At 58.9% G+C, this 16,682-nt stretch carries 15 protein-coding genes, 1 tRNA gene and 2 pseudogenes; 14 read left to right on the plus strand and 4 right to left on the minus strand.

What is annotated here, in order from left to right; translation table 11 throughout:
- Position 1 precedes the first annotated feature (1 nt).
- From FYJ43_RS07515 to FYJ43_RS07540, 6 genes and pseudogenes are all read left to right on the plus strand, one after another.
- Complete coding sequence (locus tag FYJ43_RS07515; RefSeq protein WP_154563646.1) at positions 2-2,119, plus strand: phage tail protein; 2,118 nt, start codon at positions 2-4, stop codon at positions 2,117-2,119.
- Positions 2,116-3,336, plus strand: coding sequence for a hypothetical protein (locus tag FYJ43_RS07520; RefSeq protein ID WP_154563648.1), 1,221 nt, complete (start codon positions 2,116-2,118; stop codon positions 3,334-3,336). The genes FYJ43_RS07515 and FYJ43_RS07520 overlap by 4 nt, the downstream gene beginning before the upstream one ends.
- Positions 3,333-3,707, plus strand: coding sequence for a hypothetical protein (locus FYJ43_RS07525; protein ID WP_154563650.1), 375 nt, complete (start codon positions 3,333-3,335; stop codon positions 3,705-3,707). The genes FYJ43_RS07520 and FYJ43_RS07525 overlap by 4 nt, the downstream gene beginning before the upstream one ends.
- A 1-nt stretch (position 3,708) precedes the next feature.
- The gene (locus FYJ43_RS07530) at positions 3,709-4,059 is read left to right on the plus strand and encodes a hypothetical protein (protein ID WP_154563652.1); all 351 of its coding nucleotides are present in this window, start codon (positions 3,709-3,711) and stop codon (positions 4,057-4,059) included.
- Positions 4,056-4,910 (plus strand): annotated as a pseudogene (locus FYJ43_RS07535) (peptidoglycan recognition protein family protein); the annotation flags it as partial. The gene FYJ43_RS07530 and the pseudogene FYJ43_RS07535, both read left to right, overlap by 4 nt.
- A gap of 3 nt (positions 4,911-4,913) precedes the next feature.
- Positions 4,914-5,204 carry a hypothetical protein gene (locus tag FYJ43_RS07540; RefSeq protein WP_154563656.1) on the plus strand — a complete coding sequence of 97 codons (291 nt, stop codon included), beginning with the start codon at positions 4,914-4,916 and terminating at the stop codon, positions 5,202-5,204.
- A 32-nt stretch (positions 5,205-5,236) separates the two neighbouring features.
- Here FYJ43_RS07540 and FYJ43_RS07545 read toward each other — a convergent pair whose 3' ends face one another.
- Positions 5,237-5,884, minus strand: coding sequence for a tyrosine-type recombinase/integrase (locus tag FYJ43_RS07545; protein ID WP_195839940.1), 648 nt, complete (start codon positions 5,882-5,884; stop codon positions 5,237-5,239).
- A 647-nt stretch (positions 5,885-6,531) separates the two neighbouring features.
- On the opposite strand from FYJ43_RS07545, the gene FYJ43_RS07550 reads away from it, so the two are divergent.
- The 3 genes from FYJ43_RS07550 to FYJ43_RS07560 all read left to right on the plus strand — a co-directional run bounded on the left by FYJ43_RS07550 (position 6,532) and on the right by FYJ43_RS07560 (position 9,863).
- Complete coding sequence (locus tag FYJ43_RS07550; RefSeq protein ID WP_154563660.1) at positions 6,532-7,845, plus strand: ABC transporter substrate-binding protein; 1,314 nt, start codon at positions 6,532-6,534, stop codon at positions 7,843-7,845.
- Between the two features lie 114 nt (positions 7,846-7,959).
- Entirely contained in the window at positions 7,960-8,997 is a 1,038-nt protein-coding gene (locus FYJ43_RS07555; RefSeq protein WP_154563662.1) for a carbohydrate ABC transporter permease, read from the plus strand.
- Positions 8,994-9,863, plus strand: coding sequence for a carbohydrate ABC transporter permease (locus tag FYJ43_RS07560; RefSeq protein WP_154563664.1), 870 nt, complete (start codon positions 8,994-8,996; stop codon positions 9,861-9,863). The genes FYJ43_RS07555 and FYJ43_RS07560 overlap by 4 nt, the downstream gene beginning before the upstream one ends.
- Before the next feature lie 62 nt (positions 9,864-9,925).
- Here the strand turns inward: FYJ43_RS07560 and FYJ43_RS07565 are convergent, their stop codons facing one another.
- Positions 9,926-10,492 (minus strand): DUF3618 domain-containing protein, encoded by a 567-nt coding sequence (locus FYJ43_RS07565; RefSeq protein ID WP_154563666.1) that lies wholly within the window; start codon positions 10,490-10,492, stop codon positions 9,926-9,928.
- 83 nt (positions 10,493-10,575) lie between these two features.
- Between FYJ43_RS07565 and bcp the strand changes: the two genes are divergently transcribed.
- From bcp to FYJ43_RS12475, 5 genes and pseudogenes are all read left to right on the plus strand, one after another.
- Complete coding sequence (gene bcp / locus FYJ43_RS07570; protein WP_154563668.1) at positions 10,576-11,061, plus strand: thioredoxin-dependent thiol peroxidase; 486 nt, start codon at positions 10,576-10,578, stop codon at positions 11,059-11,061.
- 48 nt (positions 11,062-11,109) lie between these two features.
- A tRNA-Leu gene (locus FYJ43_RS07575) sits at positions 11,110-11,191 on the plus strand.
- 184 nt (positions 11,192-11,375) lie between these two features.
- Positions 11,376-12,194: a lysozyme gene (locus FYJ43_RS07580; protein WP_154564354.1), complete on the plus strand. Its 819-nt coding sequence runs from the start codon at positions 11,376-11,378 to the stop codon at positions 12,192-12,194.
- 659 nt (positions 12,195-12,853) lie between these two features.
- Positions 12,854-13,220, plus strand: a pseudogene (locus FYJ43_RS12260) (hypothetical protein).
- Complete coding sequence (locus FYJ43_RS12475) at positions 13,178-14,218, plus strand: lyase family protein (RefSeq protein ID WP_326833545.1); 1,041 nt, start codon at positions 13,178-13,180, stop codon at positions 14,216-14,218. Before FYJ43_RS12260 ends, FYJ43_RS12475 begins: the two are co-directional and overlap by 43 nt.
- Here FYJ43_RS12475 and FYJ43_RS07590 read toward each other — a convergent pair.
- Both FYJ43_RS07590 and dcuC read right to left on the minus strand, forming a co-directional pair.
- Complete coding sequence (locus FYJ43_RS07590) at positions 14,208-15,098, minus strand: MurR/RpiR family transcriptional regulator (RefSeq protein WP_154563672.1); 891 nt, start codon at positions 15,096-15,098, stop codon at positions 14,208-14,210. The two genes, FYJ43_RS12475 and FYJ43_RS07590, sit on opposite strands and share 11 nt — an antisense overlap.
- Before the next feature lie 38 nt (positions 15,099-15,136).
- Entirely contained in the window at positions 15,137-16,504 is a 1,368-nt protein-coding gene (gene dcuC / locus FYJ43_RS07595; protein WP_154563674.1) for a C4-dicarboxylate transporter DcuC, read from the minus strand.
- Positions 16,505-16,682: the final 178 nt, after the last annotated feature.

A 16,682-nucleotide genomic window follows, 5' to 3' on the forward strand; every position in this document is an offset into this window, starting at 1 on the left:
CATGGCAGGACACACCATCCAAGTGTCTGTGCTGGCAGACACCCGGAAGTTCTCCCGCGCGATGTCGAACCTGTCGAAGGCCACCGGCTTCGACAAACTGACCTCGGTCGCCAAGAAGGCCGGAGCGGCACTGGCCACCGTCGGAGCAGCCGCCGGAGCCGCGGCCATCAAACTCGTCAAGGACTCCATCTCCGAGGCATCCAACCTCGAACAGTCCATGGGAGCCGTCGACGACGTCTTCGGCAAGTCGTCGGGAACCGTCAAACAATGGGCCGCCGACGCCGCCACATCAGTCGGCCTCTCCAAGAATGAGTACAGCGAACTCGCCGTCCTCATGGGCACGCAGTTACACAATGGCGGGACCGCCATGAAGGACCTGGCAGGCAAAACCAACGACCTCATCAAGGTGGGAGCCGACCTGTCCGCCGAGTTCGGAGGATCCACCAAGGACGCCGTCGAAGCCATCTCCTCGGCACTCAAGGGCGAACGCGATCCGATCGAGCGCTACGGCGTCAGCCTCAAGCAGGCGACAATCGACGCGAAGGCCGCCTCAATGGGGTTCAAGAAGGTCGGAGGGTCCTTCTCGAACCAGGCACAGCAGGCCGCCACCCTCGCCCTCATCACCGAGCAGACAGCCGCCGCACACGGCAAGTTCGCCCGCGAGACCGACACCACCCAGCACAAGGTGCAAGTCCTCCAGGCCCGCTTCGCCAACATCAAGGCCACCATCGGAGCGCAACTCCTGCCCGTCCTCAACCGGCTGCTCGACGTCGTCGGACGCAACATGGACCCCGCCTTCGCCACCGCACAACGGGCCGTCGACAAGGTCAAGCCGTCACTGACACAGTTGGGTCAGATCGCCACCACCACCGTCATCCCCGCGCTCAAGAACGCCGCATCGGCGGCCGTGGCGATGCTCCCCACCATCGTCCAGGCTGCGAAGACACTGTCCGAGCACAAGACCACCCTCACCGTGCTGGCCACCACGATCGGCACCGTCGTTGCCGGGGTCAAGGCATGGAAGACGGCCCAGGCCGTCGCCAATGCCACCCAGGCAGCGACCCTCGTCGTCCTGCGAGCCGTCCGCGATGCCCACATGCTCGCCGTCGCAGCCAAGGCCAAGGACATCGCCATCATGGCCGCCCACAAGATCGCCTCCGCCGCCTCGACGGCTGCACAATGGGCGCTCAACGGCGCCATGAACGCCAACCCGATCGGCCTGGTCGTCATCGCCCTGGGCGCCCTCGTCGCCGCCCTCGTTATCGCCTGGAAGAAGTCGGCCACCTTCCGGGCCGTCGTCACCGCGGCATGGAACGGCATCAAGCACGCCGCCACCGCCGGGGGGCATGCATTCATGTCCGTGCTCCGGTCGATCGGGTCGGCCCTGTCCACGGCCGTCAACGCCGTCAAACGGTTCGGCTCGTCCGTGAAGTCCCACATCACCTCCGCCTGGAACTCGGCCCGCTCCGCCACCTCCCGCGGCGTCTCCGGCGTCATCTCCTTCGTTCGAGGCCTGCCGGGCAAGGCCGTCTCCGCGCTGTCGTCGCTGGGCCACCGGATCGCCTCGGTCATGTCGAGGGCGTGGAACTCGGCCCGCTCCGCCACCTCCCACGGCATGTCCTCCCTGGTCTCCACCGTGCGAGGCCTGCCCGGCCGTGTCGTATCCGGCATCGGCAACATGGCGGCGCGGACCCGCTCCATCGGGTCGAACATCATCTCCGGCATGATCTCCGGTGTGCGCTCCGCCGCCGGGAACCTGGTCTCAGCGGCCAAGAACGCCGTCGGCAACGCCATCAACGCCGCCAAGGCCCGCCTCGGAATCCACTCCCCGTCGACAGTGTTCCGTGACATCGGTGTCCAAACTGTCCGAGGCATGGAACTCGGCCTGACCGACCGCGCCAGCCGACTTGCCGCAGCGTCGAGAGTCATCGCTACCACCGTGACCAAAAATGCCACTCCCGCCCCGCTTGACCTGGCTTTCACCGGAAACAGCACTCCAGCAGTGACCGCTGCACCTATCACCGTCAACGTGCAGTGCCTCGACCCAACACCAGCAGTCGGCCGCATGATCGTGCAAGCCATCCGCGACGCGCAGCGTAGAGGAGTAGCGATCATATGAGCGAGATCACGTGGCCTAACGACATCGCCCTCGAGGTGTTCATCCAAGACCCCTCGTCGAAGGCATTCCGGCTGGACCTGTCACCGCTCGGATCGGCACCCCTCCAGGAAATGAGCGGCACAGAGATGATCCTCGACGAGGGCCATCTCGATGCCGGAACTCTAGGCGTCGCTGAGCCGCCCGCCGAATGGTGGTCCATCACAGAGGAATGCACCTCTATCTCCTCCGTCATGGGAGCCCGCCCAGACCTGATCTCCCCGACCGCCGAAACCGGAACCCTCGAGGCGACCCTCCGCGATATGCCCGGTCTGCTGTCGATCGGCATCGGCCCCGGAACCCCGATTCGTCTCCGATACGACCAGACACCGCTATGGGCCGGCTGGATAGACGACGTTACAGTCACCTGGAACAAGGAAGGCGGCTCTACCTCGACGATCACCGCTACCGACTGGGTGTCCCACGCCCAGCGGATCAAACGATACGGCCGCCAGATCGACACAGAACCAGCAATCGACAGATTCACACACCTCATCTGGGAAAGCCTCGATGTGGATTTACCCACTATGTGGATACACAATCTCACAAATCTCACATCCGCACGGCGAAAGTGCTGCGCCGTCCTCGACGAAGCCTCGCTCTCCGATCACCTCACATGGTCGGCCACCACCGGAGGATTCCTCTGGTGCCCCCGCCCAGACCTTGATGTGGCCTCCGCGACCATCCGCGAAATCAGGAACCCGAACCAGGCAGTATCCTCCGCGTGGTCTGACGTCTCAGAACCGTCATTCCTTGACGCTGACGTCACCGCAGGCACATCCCAGATCGTCAACGAGCTCGAACTGTCACAGCACTTCATCTCACGTGACGACGGGCAACAGTCCGTTGGAACAACGACCTCGACATGGCGAGACGCGGCATCGATCTCCAACTGGGGAATCCGCCCAGCAACCACTAACGTCTCTGTATCAGACACCGCTGACCTACCAGCAGTCGCCGCCGACATCATGGCCCGATCCACTGCCAAAGGAGAGACAGTCTCGTCCATCACTGTCAAAGGCACCGACTGGATCGCCACGGAAACCCCGCCCCAACCCCTCGACGCCACCGCCGCCGTCATCCGCGGACGAGTACATCACCTCATCGTCGCGACCGTCGCCCACTCTCTCACCCCAATCACCTGGACCACCACCCTCACCACCATCAGGAGCGTGCCATGAGTAGTACCCACAAAACATTCCAGACCGGCGAAATCCTAAGCGCCGACGACGTCAACAACGCGTTGAATCCTGACACCGCCGACCATATCGCCAGAGCTATCGCCGCCGGAGTCACCACCATCACAACCAACTCGTCACCCGGAACCGTACAAGCGGTCACCGTCCCCCTGCCATCTGGCCGTTTCAGCAAGCCTCCAATCGTCGTCACATCAGTGGCGACGGCAGCCGGAGGCACCGGAAAAATCATCTCCCGGGGATATGACACCACCCTCACCACCACGAAAATATGCCTGTTTATGGGAGACGGGCAGAATCTCCCCTCCTCACAGTCAGTGCCCGTCTCGTGGATCGCAATTCAGATGGATGCCTGACATGAGACTGATCCCACTCGACCAGCTCGATGACATGATTGTCGCCCTCGCCGCCCTCATCACTGCCGCCGGAGCCCTCGCCGGAGCCATCGTGCAAGGAGCCAAAACTCGTGCCGAGATCGGCTCACTCCACCGCAAGGTCACTAGCGAGATGGACCCCGACCATGGTGCCAGTCTCCGCGACGCTGTCAACCGGATCGAGGCTACACAACACGACAATGCCCGAACTATGCGCGGCATGGCCCGCGACATAGGGAGACTCGCTGACGCCGACCAGCGCATCGAGACGACCGCTCACGACGAGCATGAGCGACTGAATCACAGAATCGACAAAATAGAGGGTTCCTTATGAAATACATTCCCGCGACACATCACGGAGGCCACACGAACACCCCCTTCACCCGGATCGTGATCCACGCCACCTGCCCCGACCTTGGCTTCCCCCACGCATCAGCTGGTGGACAGGCAAAAGCCACCGCACGCTATTTCCAATCAGAGCAGTCTGCCGGATCAGCACACTATGTGTGCGACATCGCCGAGACTATCCAATGCCTGCCCGATGACGTGATCGCCTGGCACGCCCCACCAAACAGAAGGTCGATCGGAATCGAAATATGTGCCGACGGCGGCTCCCGCTCCTCATTCCAGCACCCCGAGCACGCCTACACCAGATCCCAATGGCTCAGCCCCCAAGTGTGGCCCGCCGTCGCCCGTGCCGCCGCGCTCACCCGCGACCTCTGCCACCGCCACAACATTCCGATGCAACAACTCTCCGTTGCTGATGTGAAAGCCGGGAAGCACGGAATCTGCGGCCACAACGACGTATCCGAGGCATTCCACAAGTCCGACCATGACGACCCCGGCCCCACATTCCCGTGGGACCAATTCATCAAAGAGGTTAGAACACCAGGACAACAAGATACGAAACCTTCCGTACCAACACCATCACTCACAGAAATAGGAGACCAGGACATGAACGGGTGCTACTACAACCTCAATTCGAAAACACGGACGTACCTTATCTTCGATAGCCGTTCCGGATTTTACCACGAATTCTCCCAAGGCAATGGGAACGGCCCCATGAGCCCAGACTATGTAAATCCGATCGCCAAAGGATGGGACACCGGATCATGGCCGGCAATCTCCCCAGGCCACGCGAAAGTGCTCAAGGCCGCCCTCGATAAAGTCCGGAAAGGAATCTGACACATGTGGAAAATCGACAGTATCCTCTCGCTGACCGGTCGCCGATGGCTCTACGGAGTAGCTACGGCAGCAATCCCTCTACTCATCGCGGTCGGGGCTATCAGCGACGAGCAAGCCCCGCTGTGGGTCGCCCTCATCGGAGCGGTACTCGTGCCCGGTGTCGCCCTCTCGGCGACCGTCCCCGACACCAGCCACGCTGTCATCCCACCAGCCGTCGCCGAGGCCATCATCCCCGACGACGACTCCATCGACATGGCCATCATCGACCCCGAACCGCGCCACGGACAGGAATAACCATGCAGCATGATGTGGCAAACAATGGCTAGTCACGCGGCCGCATCCATCACGACCCTCAGCCGCGACGGCTCGGTCAACACATAGAGTCGCGTGGTCTCTGGCTTCGAGTGACCTAGCAGGTCCTGGACTGCCAGCAGATCGTGCGAAGTCCAGTAGGCCCGAGTGGCGAACCTGTGCCGCAACGTGTGGCATGTCCACCCCTCGGGCAGGACCGCTGACACAAGCTCACCCACGCGGGCCGCCGACAGGTGACCGTGATCCTGGCCTGGGAACACCCACCCGGGACCATGCCGCCGGAGAGCACGGGCAATGTCATCGGGCAACGGGACGAGCCGGTCCTTGTCGCCCTTGCCGCGCACCATGAGGGACCATCCGTCTAGGTCTCGCACGAGGTCACCGGACGAGATGCAGGCAATCTCACCGCGCCGCAGGCCGCATCTGGACGCCAGCTCGACCATGAGCCGTGTCCTCTCATCAGCATCCCGCATCGCCGCGCTGACAGCCTCATCAGGTGCCGGACGCGGGAAATGCCGGGCCGGACGGATAGCTGGAACATCAAGGGTAGGATCGTACTCAATCCAGCCCCGCCGGACAGCCCAACCGTAGAACCCCGCAACCCCAGCCCGGTGAGACCTCATCGTCTCCCGCGACCATCCCGACGATGACAACCACGTCACGATCTGCTCCCCGCGTACCTCCCACGGCCCGCACCCGACCCACTCGCCGAGCCGCAAAATCTGATACCGCCTGAGTTGCACTGTCGTGGACGGTCGTCCAGCCGCCCTCAACCAATCACACCATTGCGTCGCGGCACTCACCCACGTGTCAGGCCGCACGGGCAAACCTCTCTCCATGACCAGATAGTGCCCTAAACGCCATGACAACGCCCAAAGCCTTATCAGCGGGTTCAGGGTTCGAGTCCCTGGCGGCGCACCGAAGTGGAAGTCGTTTCACCCTCCAACTGGGGTGAAACGACTTTTTCATTGCCACCATGGCTCCAGCTGGCAGCATACAGTTCTGGGTTCATCACCATCGCATACCCCATCTCTAGTAGAGACTTACCTCTTTTCACAGAACACCCAAGCTAGATCGGTCATAATCCCACACTTTGGACTGACACTCTTGCGAGATATTACCTCTCATCCCCACATCTTCTGCACAATTATTCAGCTCAACACCGAAACAGCGTGCACACACGCCGGGGACACAGTGTAGGGTGCTGCTTACGGTTGTGATCTACCGCACCTATAGAAAGCCGCCGATGCACAAGTGATGTCGCTTGATGTCATTGTCGACATCGCTGTTTCAAGGAGGAAGAAGTCACATGATGCACTACACGCACTCCCGCCGAGCCTTCATTCAGGGCTCTATCGGAGCACTGGCGCTCAGTGCCTTGGCCGCCTGTTCCAATGGCGACTCGAAGGGTTCGGAATCCAACAAACCCGCAGCCAAAAAAGAGGACTTCACTGGTGAGGGCCCCATCAGTTGGGTTCAGGGCAAGGACTTCTCTGGCGGGATGGTCCAGAAGCGCCTCGACGAATGGAATAAAAAGTATCCCAAGGAAAAAGTTACCCTCATTGAGCTGTCTTCCGAGGCGGATCAACAGCGCCAGTCACTCATCAATGCCGCCCAGACCAACTCTGCGGCTTACGACGTCATCGGCCTTGATTTAGTGTGGGTAGCCGAGTTCGCCGCCAACCGTTGGATCGTTGAAATCCCGTCAGATATGAAACCTGACGGCGTCATCGACTCAGTGTGGGAAACCGGCTCCTACCGCAACAAGCAATACGCCGTCCCGTACGCCACTGACGCACCGATCATGTACTACCGCAAGGACTTCCTCGAGAAGGCCAAGGTTGAGGTTCCTAAGACGTGGGAAGACGTTAATAAGGCCGTTGAAGCCGTCCGCAAACTCCCTGGGATGCAGAATATCGGCGGCTTTGGCGGTCAGTGGGCCAAGTACGAAGGTTTGACTTGTAACATCGCCGAGTTCATCAATACCTGTGGTGGTGGGATCGTCGACGACTCCGGCAAGGTGACCGTCGATTCCCCGGAATCCATCAAGGGCATCCAGACAGCCATCGATGCTTTCAAGTCCAAGCTTATCCCGACCGCTGCTTTAGAGTGGAAGGAAGAGGATAGCCGCAACGGCTTCGAATCTGGCAAAGTCCTCTTCCTGCGCAACTGGCCCTATCAGTACGGCAACGACCTTAAAGAACTCGGCCCGGATAAGTTCGGCGTAGCCCCGCTGCCCTCCATTGACGGCAAGCCCTACATGCCGACCCTGGGTGGCCACAACTGTGCTATTACCACCAACTGCAAGAACAAGGCCACGGCCCTTAAATTCGTCAAGTGGTGGACCAGTAAAGAGTCTGAACAATACAACCTTGAGAAGCAGTCCAACGCCCCCATCTACGGCGAGCTATACACCAAGGACGAGAACGTCAAGAAGTTCCCGTACTTGCCAACCTTGAAGAGTTCTCTCGATGCCGCCAAGGGACGTCCTCACGCCGTCGCCTATGGTGACGTCACCGCAGCCATTCAGGACGCCATCTACCCAGCTCTGCAAGGCACGGGTGATGCCGAGAGCGCAGCCAAGCAACTGGCTGACAAGCTCAAGACGATCATCAAGAACTGACTGCCACGCAGAACTGACCACATAGATACGGCGGAGCGGATCACCCACCCCGCCGTATCTGTGATCTCGCTCATACCACCCAGCCACATAGCGCCGGGAACAAGGAGCTTTACCATGACCACTGCAACAGTGGAGCGGACCAACAAAAGGTCTTCGCGGGCTAAATCCCAAGAACGTTTAGCCCTAGCACTCATCGCACCCACTCTCATCGTCTTGACGATAGTTATCGTCATCCCCGTCATTCAGTCAGTGAAGCAGGCCCTCTATGGCCAGCCCGGACTAGATCCAGAAACTGGATTCGTCAACGACACCGAGCCATTCATCGGGATGAAGAACTTCACTGACATCTTCACCGGCTCCGGGGACAGATTCTGGACCGCCTTCTGGAACACCACCCTGTTTGGTGTCGTCACGGTCGTACTCGAAACCATCCTCGGCGTCATTATGGCTCTCATCATGCACCGGGCGATGGCAGGACGCGGCGTCGTTCGAGCCGCCATTTTGGTCCCCTGGGCTATCCCCACCGCTGTCTCAGCCATTTTGTGGGGCTGGATCTTTAACCAAAACGGTGTGGCGAATGCCATCATTGGCAAGCACATTATGTGGGCCTCGGGAAACTGGACGGCAAAGTGGTCAATCATCATTGCCGACGTCTGGAAAACGGCTCCGTACATCGGCCTGCTAACACTTGCTGGTCTGCAGGTGATCCCGGCTGAGGTTTACGAGGCTGCCAAGGTAGATGGTGCTAATGCGTGGAAGAGATTCGTCTCCATCACCTTGCCCTTAGTCAAACCAGCACTCGTCGTCGCTGTGCTGTTTCGAACCCTTGATGCTCTTCGTATGTTCGACCTGCCGTTCATTCTCGTCGGACCTCGTATGAAGTCAGTCGAGACGTTATCCATGCTGGTTCAGGATGAGGCTTCTAATCTGCGATATGGCGCTGCTGCAGCATATGCGATCATTCTGTTCCTCTACGTGTTCATCATCGCATTCGCGTTCATCAAAATACTCGGGGCCGATCTCGTCGGCGACGAGCACAAACGTACAAAGATGAAGGCCACCACCTTCATCTCCGGTGGACGTCCGGGTGGCCGTCGCGCCCGACAAAAGGCCAACGCCGCAGCCGCAGCTAGCAAGGGGGTGGCGTCATGAGCACCGCAACTGCGCCGGTGAGCTCCGAGACCCATCATAAAAAGAGCACCTGGGCCACGGTGTTGCCGATCATCGGAATCGTCCTTATCGTCATCTACTGCCTGGCGCCGTTCTATTGGATGTTGGTGTCTTCACTGCGTCCAGACTCGGAGATCTTCGACAACACCTGGTGGCCAGCCCATCCGTCGATGGAGAATTACCAGGCGGTCTTTCAGCCGAGCAACAACTTTCTGCGCGGCCTGCTGAACTCCCTCATTGTCTCTGTCGCGGTGACGGTCATCGCCTTGCTTATCGCCACATTCGCGTCTTACGCACTTGCGCGTCTAGATTTCCGCGGCAAGGGTGGATTCCTCATCCTTATTATCGCGACGTCAATGTTCCCGTTGGTGGCCATCATCGTGCCGCTACTCAAAAACTTTTCAGCATGGCACTGGATTAACACCTACCAGGCCATGATTATCCCGGATCTGTCGTTTTCCTTACCTCTAGCGGTGTGGAATCTCACGACCTTTTTCAAGCAGATGCCCGATGAACTGGAGCAGGCGGCCATGATCGACGGCTGCTCCCCGGCTCAGGCCTTCCGAAAAATCATCCTCCCGCTGGCAGCACCGGGTATCTTCACCACCGCGATCATCGTCTTCATCGGCGCGTGGAACGAGTTCCTCGTCGCCGTCACCATGATCAACGATCCGAAGATGGAGCCCGCCACGGTGCTGCTGTCGAAGTTCACCGGAGCCTCACAGTTCAACACCCCGTTCGGCTCGCAGATGGCTGCTGGCGTCATCATGACGGTGCCACTAGTCATCATGGTGCTGGTATTCCAGCGTCGCATCGTGGCAGGCCTAGCTGCTGGAGGCGTCAAGTAATGTGAAGGGCCCGGTCCATGCCGGACCGGGCCCTTGCCACGTACCACTCAACTCACGACGAGTCAGGCCACGCCCTCTTCACGCTCGGCAGCTGCCTGTGCGCGCAGCACAGCGGCCTGCTTGAGCATCTTCTCAGCAAGGTTGCTCACCGACGAGTCATCAGCATCAAGCTTGGCGTACTTCTTAGCGTTCTTCTTGCCGAGCTTGGCATTCTTCTTAGCTGCTTTAGCATCATCCTTACGGCGCTGCTTGGCATCCTTACGAATCCGCTTGGCCTCAGAAAGCTGCAACTTCTCAAGCTTGCGACGAGCAGTGGCGCCGGTAGCACGACCGACAATCGCGCGGAGCACAATGATGCTGACGATGCCAGCAGCGAGCGCGCCTCCGGCAATCGCGATCCGCTGAACGCGCCAACCGTGCTCGTCCTTGACCTGGCCTTTGACCTGGTCAAACTCGCCCTGCACAAAGTCACGGGCGCGATCAGATGCTTCACGCTTAAGAGTTGCCGGATGCACCTCCTCGACAAGGTTCTCCACCCCGGCCGCCAGGCGAGCACGAGTCGCTGCAATATCCCGCCTAATCTCGTCGGCAGTGCGCTCGTCTTTTGCCTTTGACTTGCTATCAGCCATATGACTCCTCCTGGTGCCGTATCTGCGCTTTGCGCCGGCGTGGGCGCGGCGCTGGTCTGGCAATAGCCTATATCGTTGTGGTCATGAGCACCCGTCTTCAGCCCGGTACTGCGGCCCCCGATTTCACTCTGCCCGCCGCTGACGGTGACCACGTCACCCTTTCGGACTTCACCGGAAAGCGCGTCATCGTGTATTTTTACCCCGCCGCTATGACGCCCGGATGCACAACCCAAGCCGTCGATTTCACCGCGCATCTGAGCGACTTTGAGGGGGCTGGGTATAAAGTGCTGGGAGTCTCTCCTGACCCCGTCAGCAAGCTGCAAAAGTTCATCGCTAAGGAGTCGCTGACCCTCACCTTGCTCTCCGATGAGAGCAAGGAGGTTATGAAGGCTTATGGGGCTTACGGACCCAAGAACGTCTACGGCAAAGAAATCGTCGGGGTGATTCGTTCCACCTTCGTTGTTGACGTTGATGAAGACGGTTCGTGCAAAATCGCCGAAGCCCAGTACAATGTACGAGCCAAGGGTCACGTCGACAAGCTCTGCAGGGAGCTCAACATCGACTGCTGATACGGGATTCCCGTGGCCCTTGGTGGCCTGGGGCGGCAGCGCCCCTATGCCGGAGTGGTGGAATTGGTAGACACGCAGGATTTAGGTTCCTGTGCCTTGTGGTGTGAGGGTTCGAGTCCCTTCTCCGGCACCGTAGCAATATCTGTTTGACTGTCGCCCGAATGAATGTCGGCTTAGTCGATCACGAGTACCTCTGGAAGATCGTCCGGCCGAACAGTTGAGCGATCCCTGCCGTATGCTGAGGCCAGTTCCTAGTCGTGGGGGTTTGTATGACCTACTCGTTCACCCATCGTCAACGATCATGGCTCGCCGCGATGATTTCCGGCTTGACCTTAACCACCCTAGTACCGGCCACTGCTGCGCATGCGTCCAGCTCCGAGCTACCCGGTGAGCCGTCGGCCCCCAGCGACCACGCAATGGGGTCTCAAATCAAGAAGCATGAGCACGGAAGCGTGGTGACCAATCGGGTGCAGAGCTTGACGACAGACGCCGAACCTGAGGGGATCGACGTCTCCAGCCATGATGGGAACGTTGACTGGCCAGCGAGGGCTTCATCGGGGATGTCATTTGCGTGGGTGAAGGCCACTGAAGGAACGTCGTACAAAAACCCGTTTTTTACCTCTCAGTACAACGGGTCCCAGAGCGCCGGTCTGATCCGGGGCGCCTATCACTTCGCCTTGCCATCGAATTCGTCCGGGCAGGCCCAGGCGACGTACTTCTCCGACCATGGCGGCGGATGGTCCGGGGACGGCTACACCCTGCCTGGGGTCGTGGACCTGGAGTACAACCCGTACGGCGAGAATGCCTGCTATGGGATGAGTCAGACCGCGATGGCCTCGTGGATCCGTGATTTCGTGTCCACCTATCAAGAACGATGGGGCAGGGCTCCCATGATTTACACGTCCACGAGTTGGTGGAACATGTGTGTGGGGTCGGCAGCCTCGGATATCACAGCCGTCGCACCGTTATGGATCGCCCGATACTCCTCCACCGTAGGGGAATTACCGTCGGGATGGGACGCATGGACGGCGTGGCAGTATTCGGATACCGGTTACGACCATGACCGGATGGCCGGAACCCGCGAAGGCCTCGAGAAATTCGCAACCAACGAAACTGCAACGCCACGTCATTAGGTCCTAGAGTGGTGTTCCTGCTGACGACCACAACGGCCATGCCCACGAGAGCCCCGTCATCTTCTCGCGACAGCAGCCAAAAACAGGATGAGCTAACCGCTCATTTCCACAATGACTAAATGGCGACCACTCTGATGCGTCGATCCCGGAGATACTGAGTCCTCATCCAGCGACGAGAAGCACAGGAAATGGAGCCGATACATGACGAAGGCTTTGCCCTAGAAATGGCGCCTACCAGCAAAATTCCCATACCTACAACAACACAATGGTAAATCATTGCCAATGAGTATTCCGGCCCGCCTGTGCCAAGAAAGCTACCGTCACCACACCTGCATAAACATCCAGCGTGGTTACTTCTCAAGTCCACCAGCACGGACCGCATAGACAACGCTGACAAAGCATCGATGTCAATCCCGTAACCCACGACGGAACCTCATACCACCCCGATGTGATCTGGTACTCCGACACATGGTCACGGTTGCGCGACAGCGCCGGATTCACACCGGCTTCCCCACATCACTCAGGCATCAACCCATCTCTTTGGACTGACGGCACACTGTACACCTGCCGCGCGGGAAGAGTTAAGCCCCCCGGCGCGCACCCCGCCCAGAGATGTAAAATTACTTACATAAATAGTCAGCTATTAAAGGCGGCAGACAATGGCGTTCGGATCCTTCGACAACCAGATCACCCGTCGCGGCTACGTCACACAGCAGATGGACCAGATCTGGTCAGAACGATCGACGGTTCAAAACTGGTTCGATGTTGAGGCTGCCCTGGCGCGAGTCCAGAGCGCCATCGGGATGATCCCGGCCACAACCGGTGCCCAAATCACCGGCCAGGCCAAGGCCACCGATACCGTTATGACGCAGATTCTTAGCAGCGGAAGCGGTAACCCCTTCGCCTTAGGCCTCGACGCGCTCAGACGCGCCGTCGATGACGACATCCGCCAGTGGGTCCACTACGGAGCCACCACCCAGGACATCCTCGACACTGCTCGCAGCCTACAAATCCGAGACTCCTTAAGCCTCATTGATGACTGCACCGACACGCTATTGAAACGCATCCGCAACCTCGCCGGGCGCCACGCCGAAACCCTTATGGTGGCACGCACTAACGGCCAGCACGCCGTCCCCACGACCCTCGGTATGAGGTTCGCCCGCTGGGTGGCCGACCTCGAACGCTCCCGCGATCGCCTGACCGACGTACGCAAGCGCTGCCTGCTCGTGCAGTTCTCGGGAGCCGCAGGAACATACGCATCAATGGGTTCCCACGGCACCACTGTCGCCATGGGCATCGCACGGGAGCTCGGCTTAGTCTGCGAGCTCATCGCCTGGCACTCCTCCCGAGACGGCCTCACCGAGTTGGCATGCAACCTCGCGATCCACGCACAGACACTTGGAAAAATCGCCGAGGATCTCTACGACATGCAGCGCACCGATTTCCAGGAAGCAGCCGAGGCCCTCGATCCTCACCTGTCCGGCTCAAGCACCATGCCGCAGAAACGCAACCCCTTCTCCACGATGAAAATCTCAGCAGCTGCCCGAATAGCTGCCGGCGCCGCCGCCACCATCCTCACTAACTCACCCGGCGACTTCGAGCGGGATCATCGTCAGCTCGAGGTCGAAAGGGATGCCATCCCCCGCATTCTGGCAGCCGTCGACGGTGCGGGGCAGAACCTACTCAAGCTCTTGGACGTCATGCACTTCGATGCTAATCATCTCGACGCCAACGCCCGCCGGGAAGGCGTCTTGCTTGTGAGCGAGGGAATCATGATGAAGCTTGCTGCGCAACTAGGTCACGAAAGAGCCCACGATCTGCTACAGGATTACTCAGCCGCATACCGGGCCGATGGAACCAGCCTGCGCGAGTTCGTTACAGAAAGGCCAGAAATCACTGAATGCCTCGACACCATCAACCTTGAGGCGTTATCGGACCCGTCGGCGTACACCGGCCTATCTGCCAAGCTGTCGCGACGCATTGCCACTGGCCAGCCTCATACCGGAACCGACATCACGGAGTAATGAAAACCCCGAGCTCGTCAAACAGCCCCTGCATCGTTTCAACCCGGGAACGCTCGACCTCGTGATCTGCCGGGGCTAAGGCAGCCACTAATGATTCCAGCAAGATGAGATAGCAGGCCCTTGACCGAAACGCCGTCGAGGACTCCGAGGACACCAACAAAACGTGGTCGGCGTACCTACGCATCGGAGTGGACGAACGGTTCGTCAGAAGCACCGTTGTCATGTTGCGCTGGTGAAAGAGCCGCAAGACCGACTCAACCATCCGGGAATGCCTGTCGAACACAGATGCCAACAAGATAGCGTTATCGGGAAGGTCAATAAGCTGATGGGCCATTCGATCCGAAGAATCCAACAAGATAACGTCACGCCGGTAATAGCGCATCAACAACCGGAAATAGTCAAGCAGAGCATGTCCGGTAGCAGCAGCGACAAGGCAGAGTGGACGGGAATCGTCGCGTAGCAATTCAACGACTCGATCGAATGTTTCACCATCCAAAGAATTCAAGCCAATATCAATGCTGCGTCGAGCAGCCTCCATTTTGGAGCGCCACATGGCTCCCGGTTCATCGGTGGTGAGGTCATCGGTCGTGCGATCACTAGGAAGGTCAAAGTTGGCAGCGACCTCCTCACGTAGGCTCCGCGAGAAGTCACGGAAACTGGCATACCCCAACTTCCGCACGAAACGGGTCACCGAGGCCGTCGAGGTACCTGTCGCGGCACTGATCTCATCTAAGTTCTCTAACGCCAAATGCGGAAAAGAATCTTCACAATACCGAGCAATAACTGCATCGGTCGGCGTCATTACCTGTAACTCTCCCAACCGGGCATACAGACCATCACACGCCGAATCCTTCGACGCAGCCATCCTCGTCTCCTCCATGGTGAACCACTGTGATAGCCGTAAATAATACCTGGGCGTCAAATAAGGAGCAGGCTCGAGGCCATCATGACGATAAATCCGACAAGTATGGGAAGCACGGTTCGTATGACGACGGCCATCGGAGAGGCCCCCGCAGCTCCGGCTGCCGTAATGACGACACCGGAGACCGGCGAGACTGAACGAAACAACCCACCGGCAAACTGCATCGGGGTAACGAGGGTAGTCGCACTGCCTGAAAGTCCGCTGGCAATCCCAGGAGCCAGCGAGGCGAAAGAGGTAAACGACCCAACCCCCGAACCAGTCAGAAATGTCACCAGACCGACAACCACGGTGAACAAGATTGCCATCCCCCACAACGGTAGACCAATCCCTTCAGCTCCTTGAACGAGCAATGTAATGACGCCAGCCTGCTTAAGACCCTCGGCGAAGAGCTGAGCCGCAATGATGAGAGACACCACCTTGGTAAACATGTTTCCCATGCCGACGAACATCGCGTTCGCGTCAGTAAGGACCGCCGAGCGATCGTGGTTGCGAATGAGTTCGACGATAGCTGCAATCACCCACACTGAGAGAAAGGCCGAAACCGTCGAGAGCTGAATAGACGTGACGGCAAGCGGACTAAAAACGACCAAGAGAATAATCGGCAACAACAGAAACAGCGCATACCAACGCGGTGCACGCCGACCCGAGGAGCTCGGCTCGTCGATACGCTCGCCAACGTCATCTTCTCCCATGCGATCCAAACGGCGTTGTACAAAATAATGGGTGATCGCTACCGCAATGACCGTCGGTATGGTCACCGGGAGCTGGTGCTTCACGAAATAGACTGCTGGAGATAGACCCACAGTGTGAGCAGCCAAGATTTCCGTTCCAGTAGCTGGGCCAATAGGCATGGCGCTTGTTGTCGCAATGACAGCAGCACCGGCCGCCGGACTAACTCCCGCCGCAATGATGATGGGCATCAGGACGACCACCAGCAGCATCGCGAGGCCAGCGGCGCTCGGAATAACCATGAAGAGAAGCTGACCGATGATATAGGCCAATACAAGGACGACATAGGGCCGCTTGAGCTTGGTAATTGGGGTAATAACAAGCCGAACAAGAGCCTCTGTGGCTCCCACACGATTCATGTAGGCAGAAAAGCCACCAGCAGCCATGATGATGAGTCCAACGCCCGTGAGCTGGTCCTTTGCAATGGACTCGATGAGTCCAATGATGTCAAACCAAACACTGCCAGAACTCTCGTCGCTCTTCATCAACGGCACCGATGGCCGGAAAATCACCCTGATTAGCAAGAGCAGTAATCCGGCACCGACTAGAACGAGCACCGGCGTGTACCGCTTGACAAGCAGCCACCCTGCAAAAACCGTCACGAGCAGTGCGCACACTGCAAGCACAGCTGTCATGATGACTCCTTCGTCAACTCAGCATCATGGTGAAACGGGACGTGTGAACCGGACCATGTGAAACATAATATACAACCTCGACATTATCCGAAAAACTACTAACATTACTCCAGTTGGCGGCGCTGCCCTTTATGGCCTGGCATCCCCATGAAATCCGTAGCCATGGAAACCAAGGAGT

The organism is Cutibacterium porci (assembly GCF_009696315.1).
Taxonomy (GTDB): Bacteria; Actinomycetota; Actinomycetes; order Propionibacteriales; family Propionibacteriaceae; genus Cutibacterium; species Cutibacterium porci.

Bases quoted from the DNA above. Each gene is read 5' to 3' on its own strand.
- FYJ43_RS07515 (WP_154563646.1), top strand. From the start codon at position 2: ATGGCAGGACACACCATCCAAGTGTCTGTGCTGGCAGACACCCGGAAG.
- FYJ43_RS07520 (WP_154563648.1), top strand. From the start codon at position 2,116: ATGAGCGAGATCACGTGGCCTAACGACATCGCCCTCGAGGTGTTCATC.
- FYJ43_RS07525 (WP_154563650.1), top strand. From the start codon at position 3,333: ATGAGTAGTACCCACAAAACATTCCAGACCGGCGAAATCCTAAGCGCC.
- FYJ43_RS07530 (WP_154563652.1), top strand. From the start codon at position 3,709: ATGAGACTGATCCCACTCGACCAGCTCGATGACATGATTGTCGCCCTC.
- FYJ43_RS07540 (WP_154563656.1), top strand. From the start codon at position 4,914: ATGTGGAAAATCGACAGTATCCTCTCGCTGACCGGTCGCCGATGGCTC.
- FYJ43_RS07550 (WP_154563660.1), top strand. From the start codon at position 6,532: ATGATGCACTACACGCACTCCCGCCGAGCCTTCATTCAGGGCTCTATC.
- FYJ43_RS07555 (WP_154563662.1), top strand. From the start codon at position 7,960: ATGACCACTGCAACAGTGGAGCGGACCAACAAAAGGTCTTCGCGGGCT.
- FYJ43_RS07560 (WP_154563664.1), top strand. From the start codon at position 8,994: ATGAGCACCGCAACTGCGCCGGTGAGCTCCGAGACCCATCATAAAAAG.
- FYJ43_RS07565 (WP_154563666.1), bottom strand. From the start codon at position 10,492: ATGGCTGATAGCAAGTCAAAGGCAAAAGACGAGCGCACTGCCGACGAG.
- bcp (WP_154563668.1), top strand. From the start codon at position 10,576: ATGAGCACCCGTCTTCAGCCCGGTACTGCGGCCCCCGATTTCACTCTG.
- FYJ43_RS07580 (WP_154564354.1), top strand. From the start codon at position 11,376: ATGATTTCCGGCTTGACCTTAACCACCCTAGTACCGGCCACTGCTGCG.
- FYJ43_RS07590 (WP_154563672.1), bottom strand. From the start codon at position 15,098: ATGGAGGAGACGAGGATGGCTGCGTCGAAGGATTCGGCGTGTGATGGT.
- dcuC (WP_154563674.1), bottom strand. From the start codon at position 16,504: ATGACAGCTGTGCTTGCAGTGTGCGCACTGCTCGTGACGGTTTTTGCA.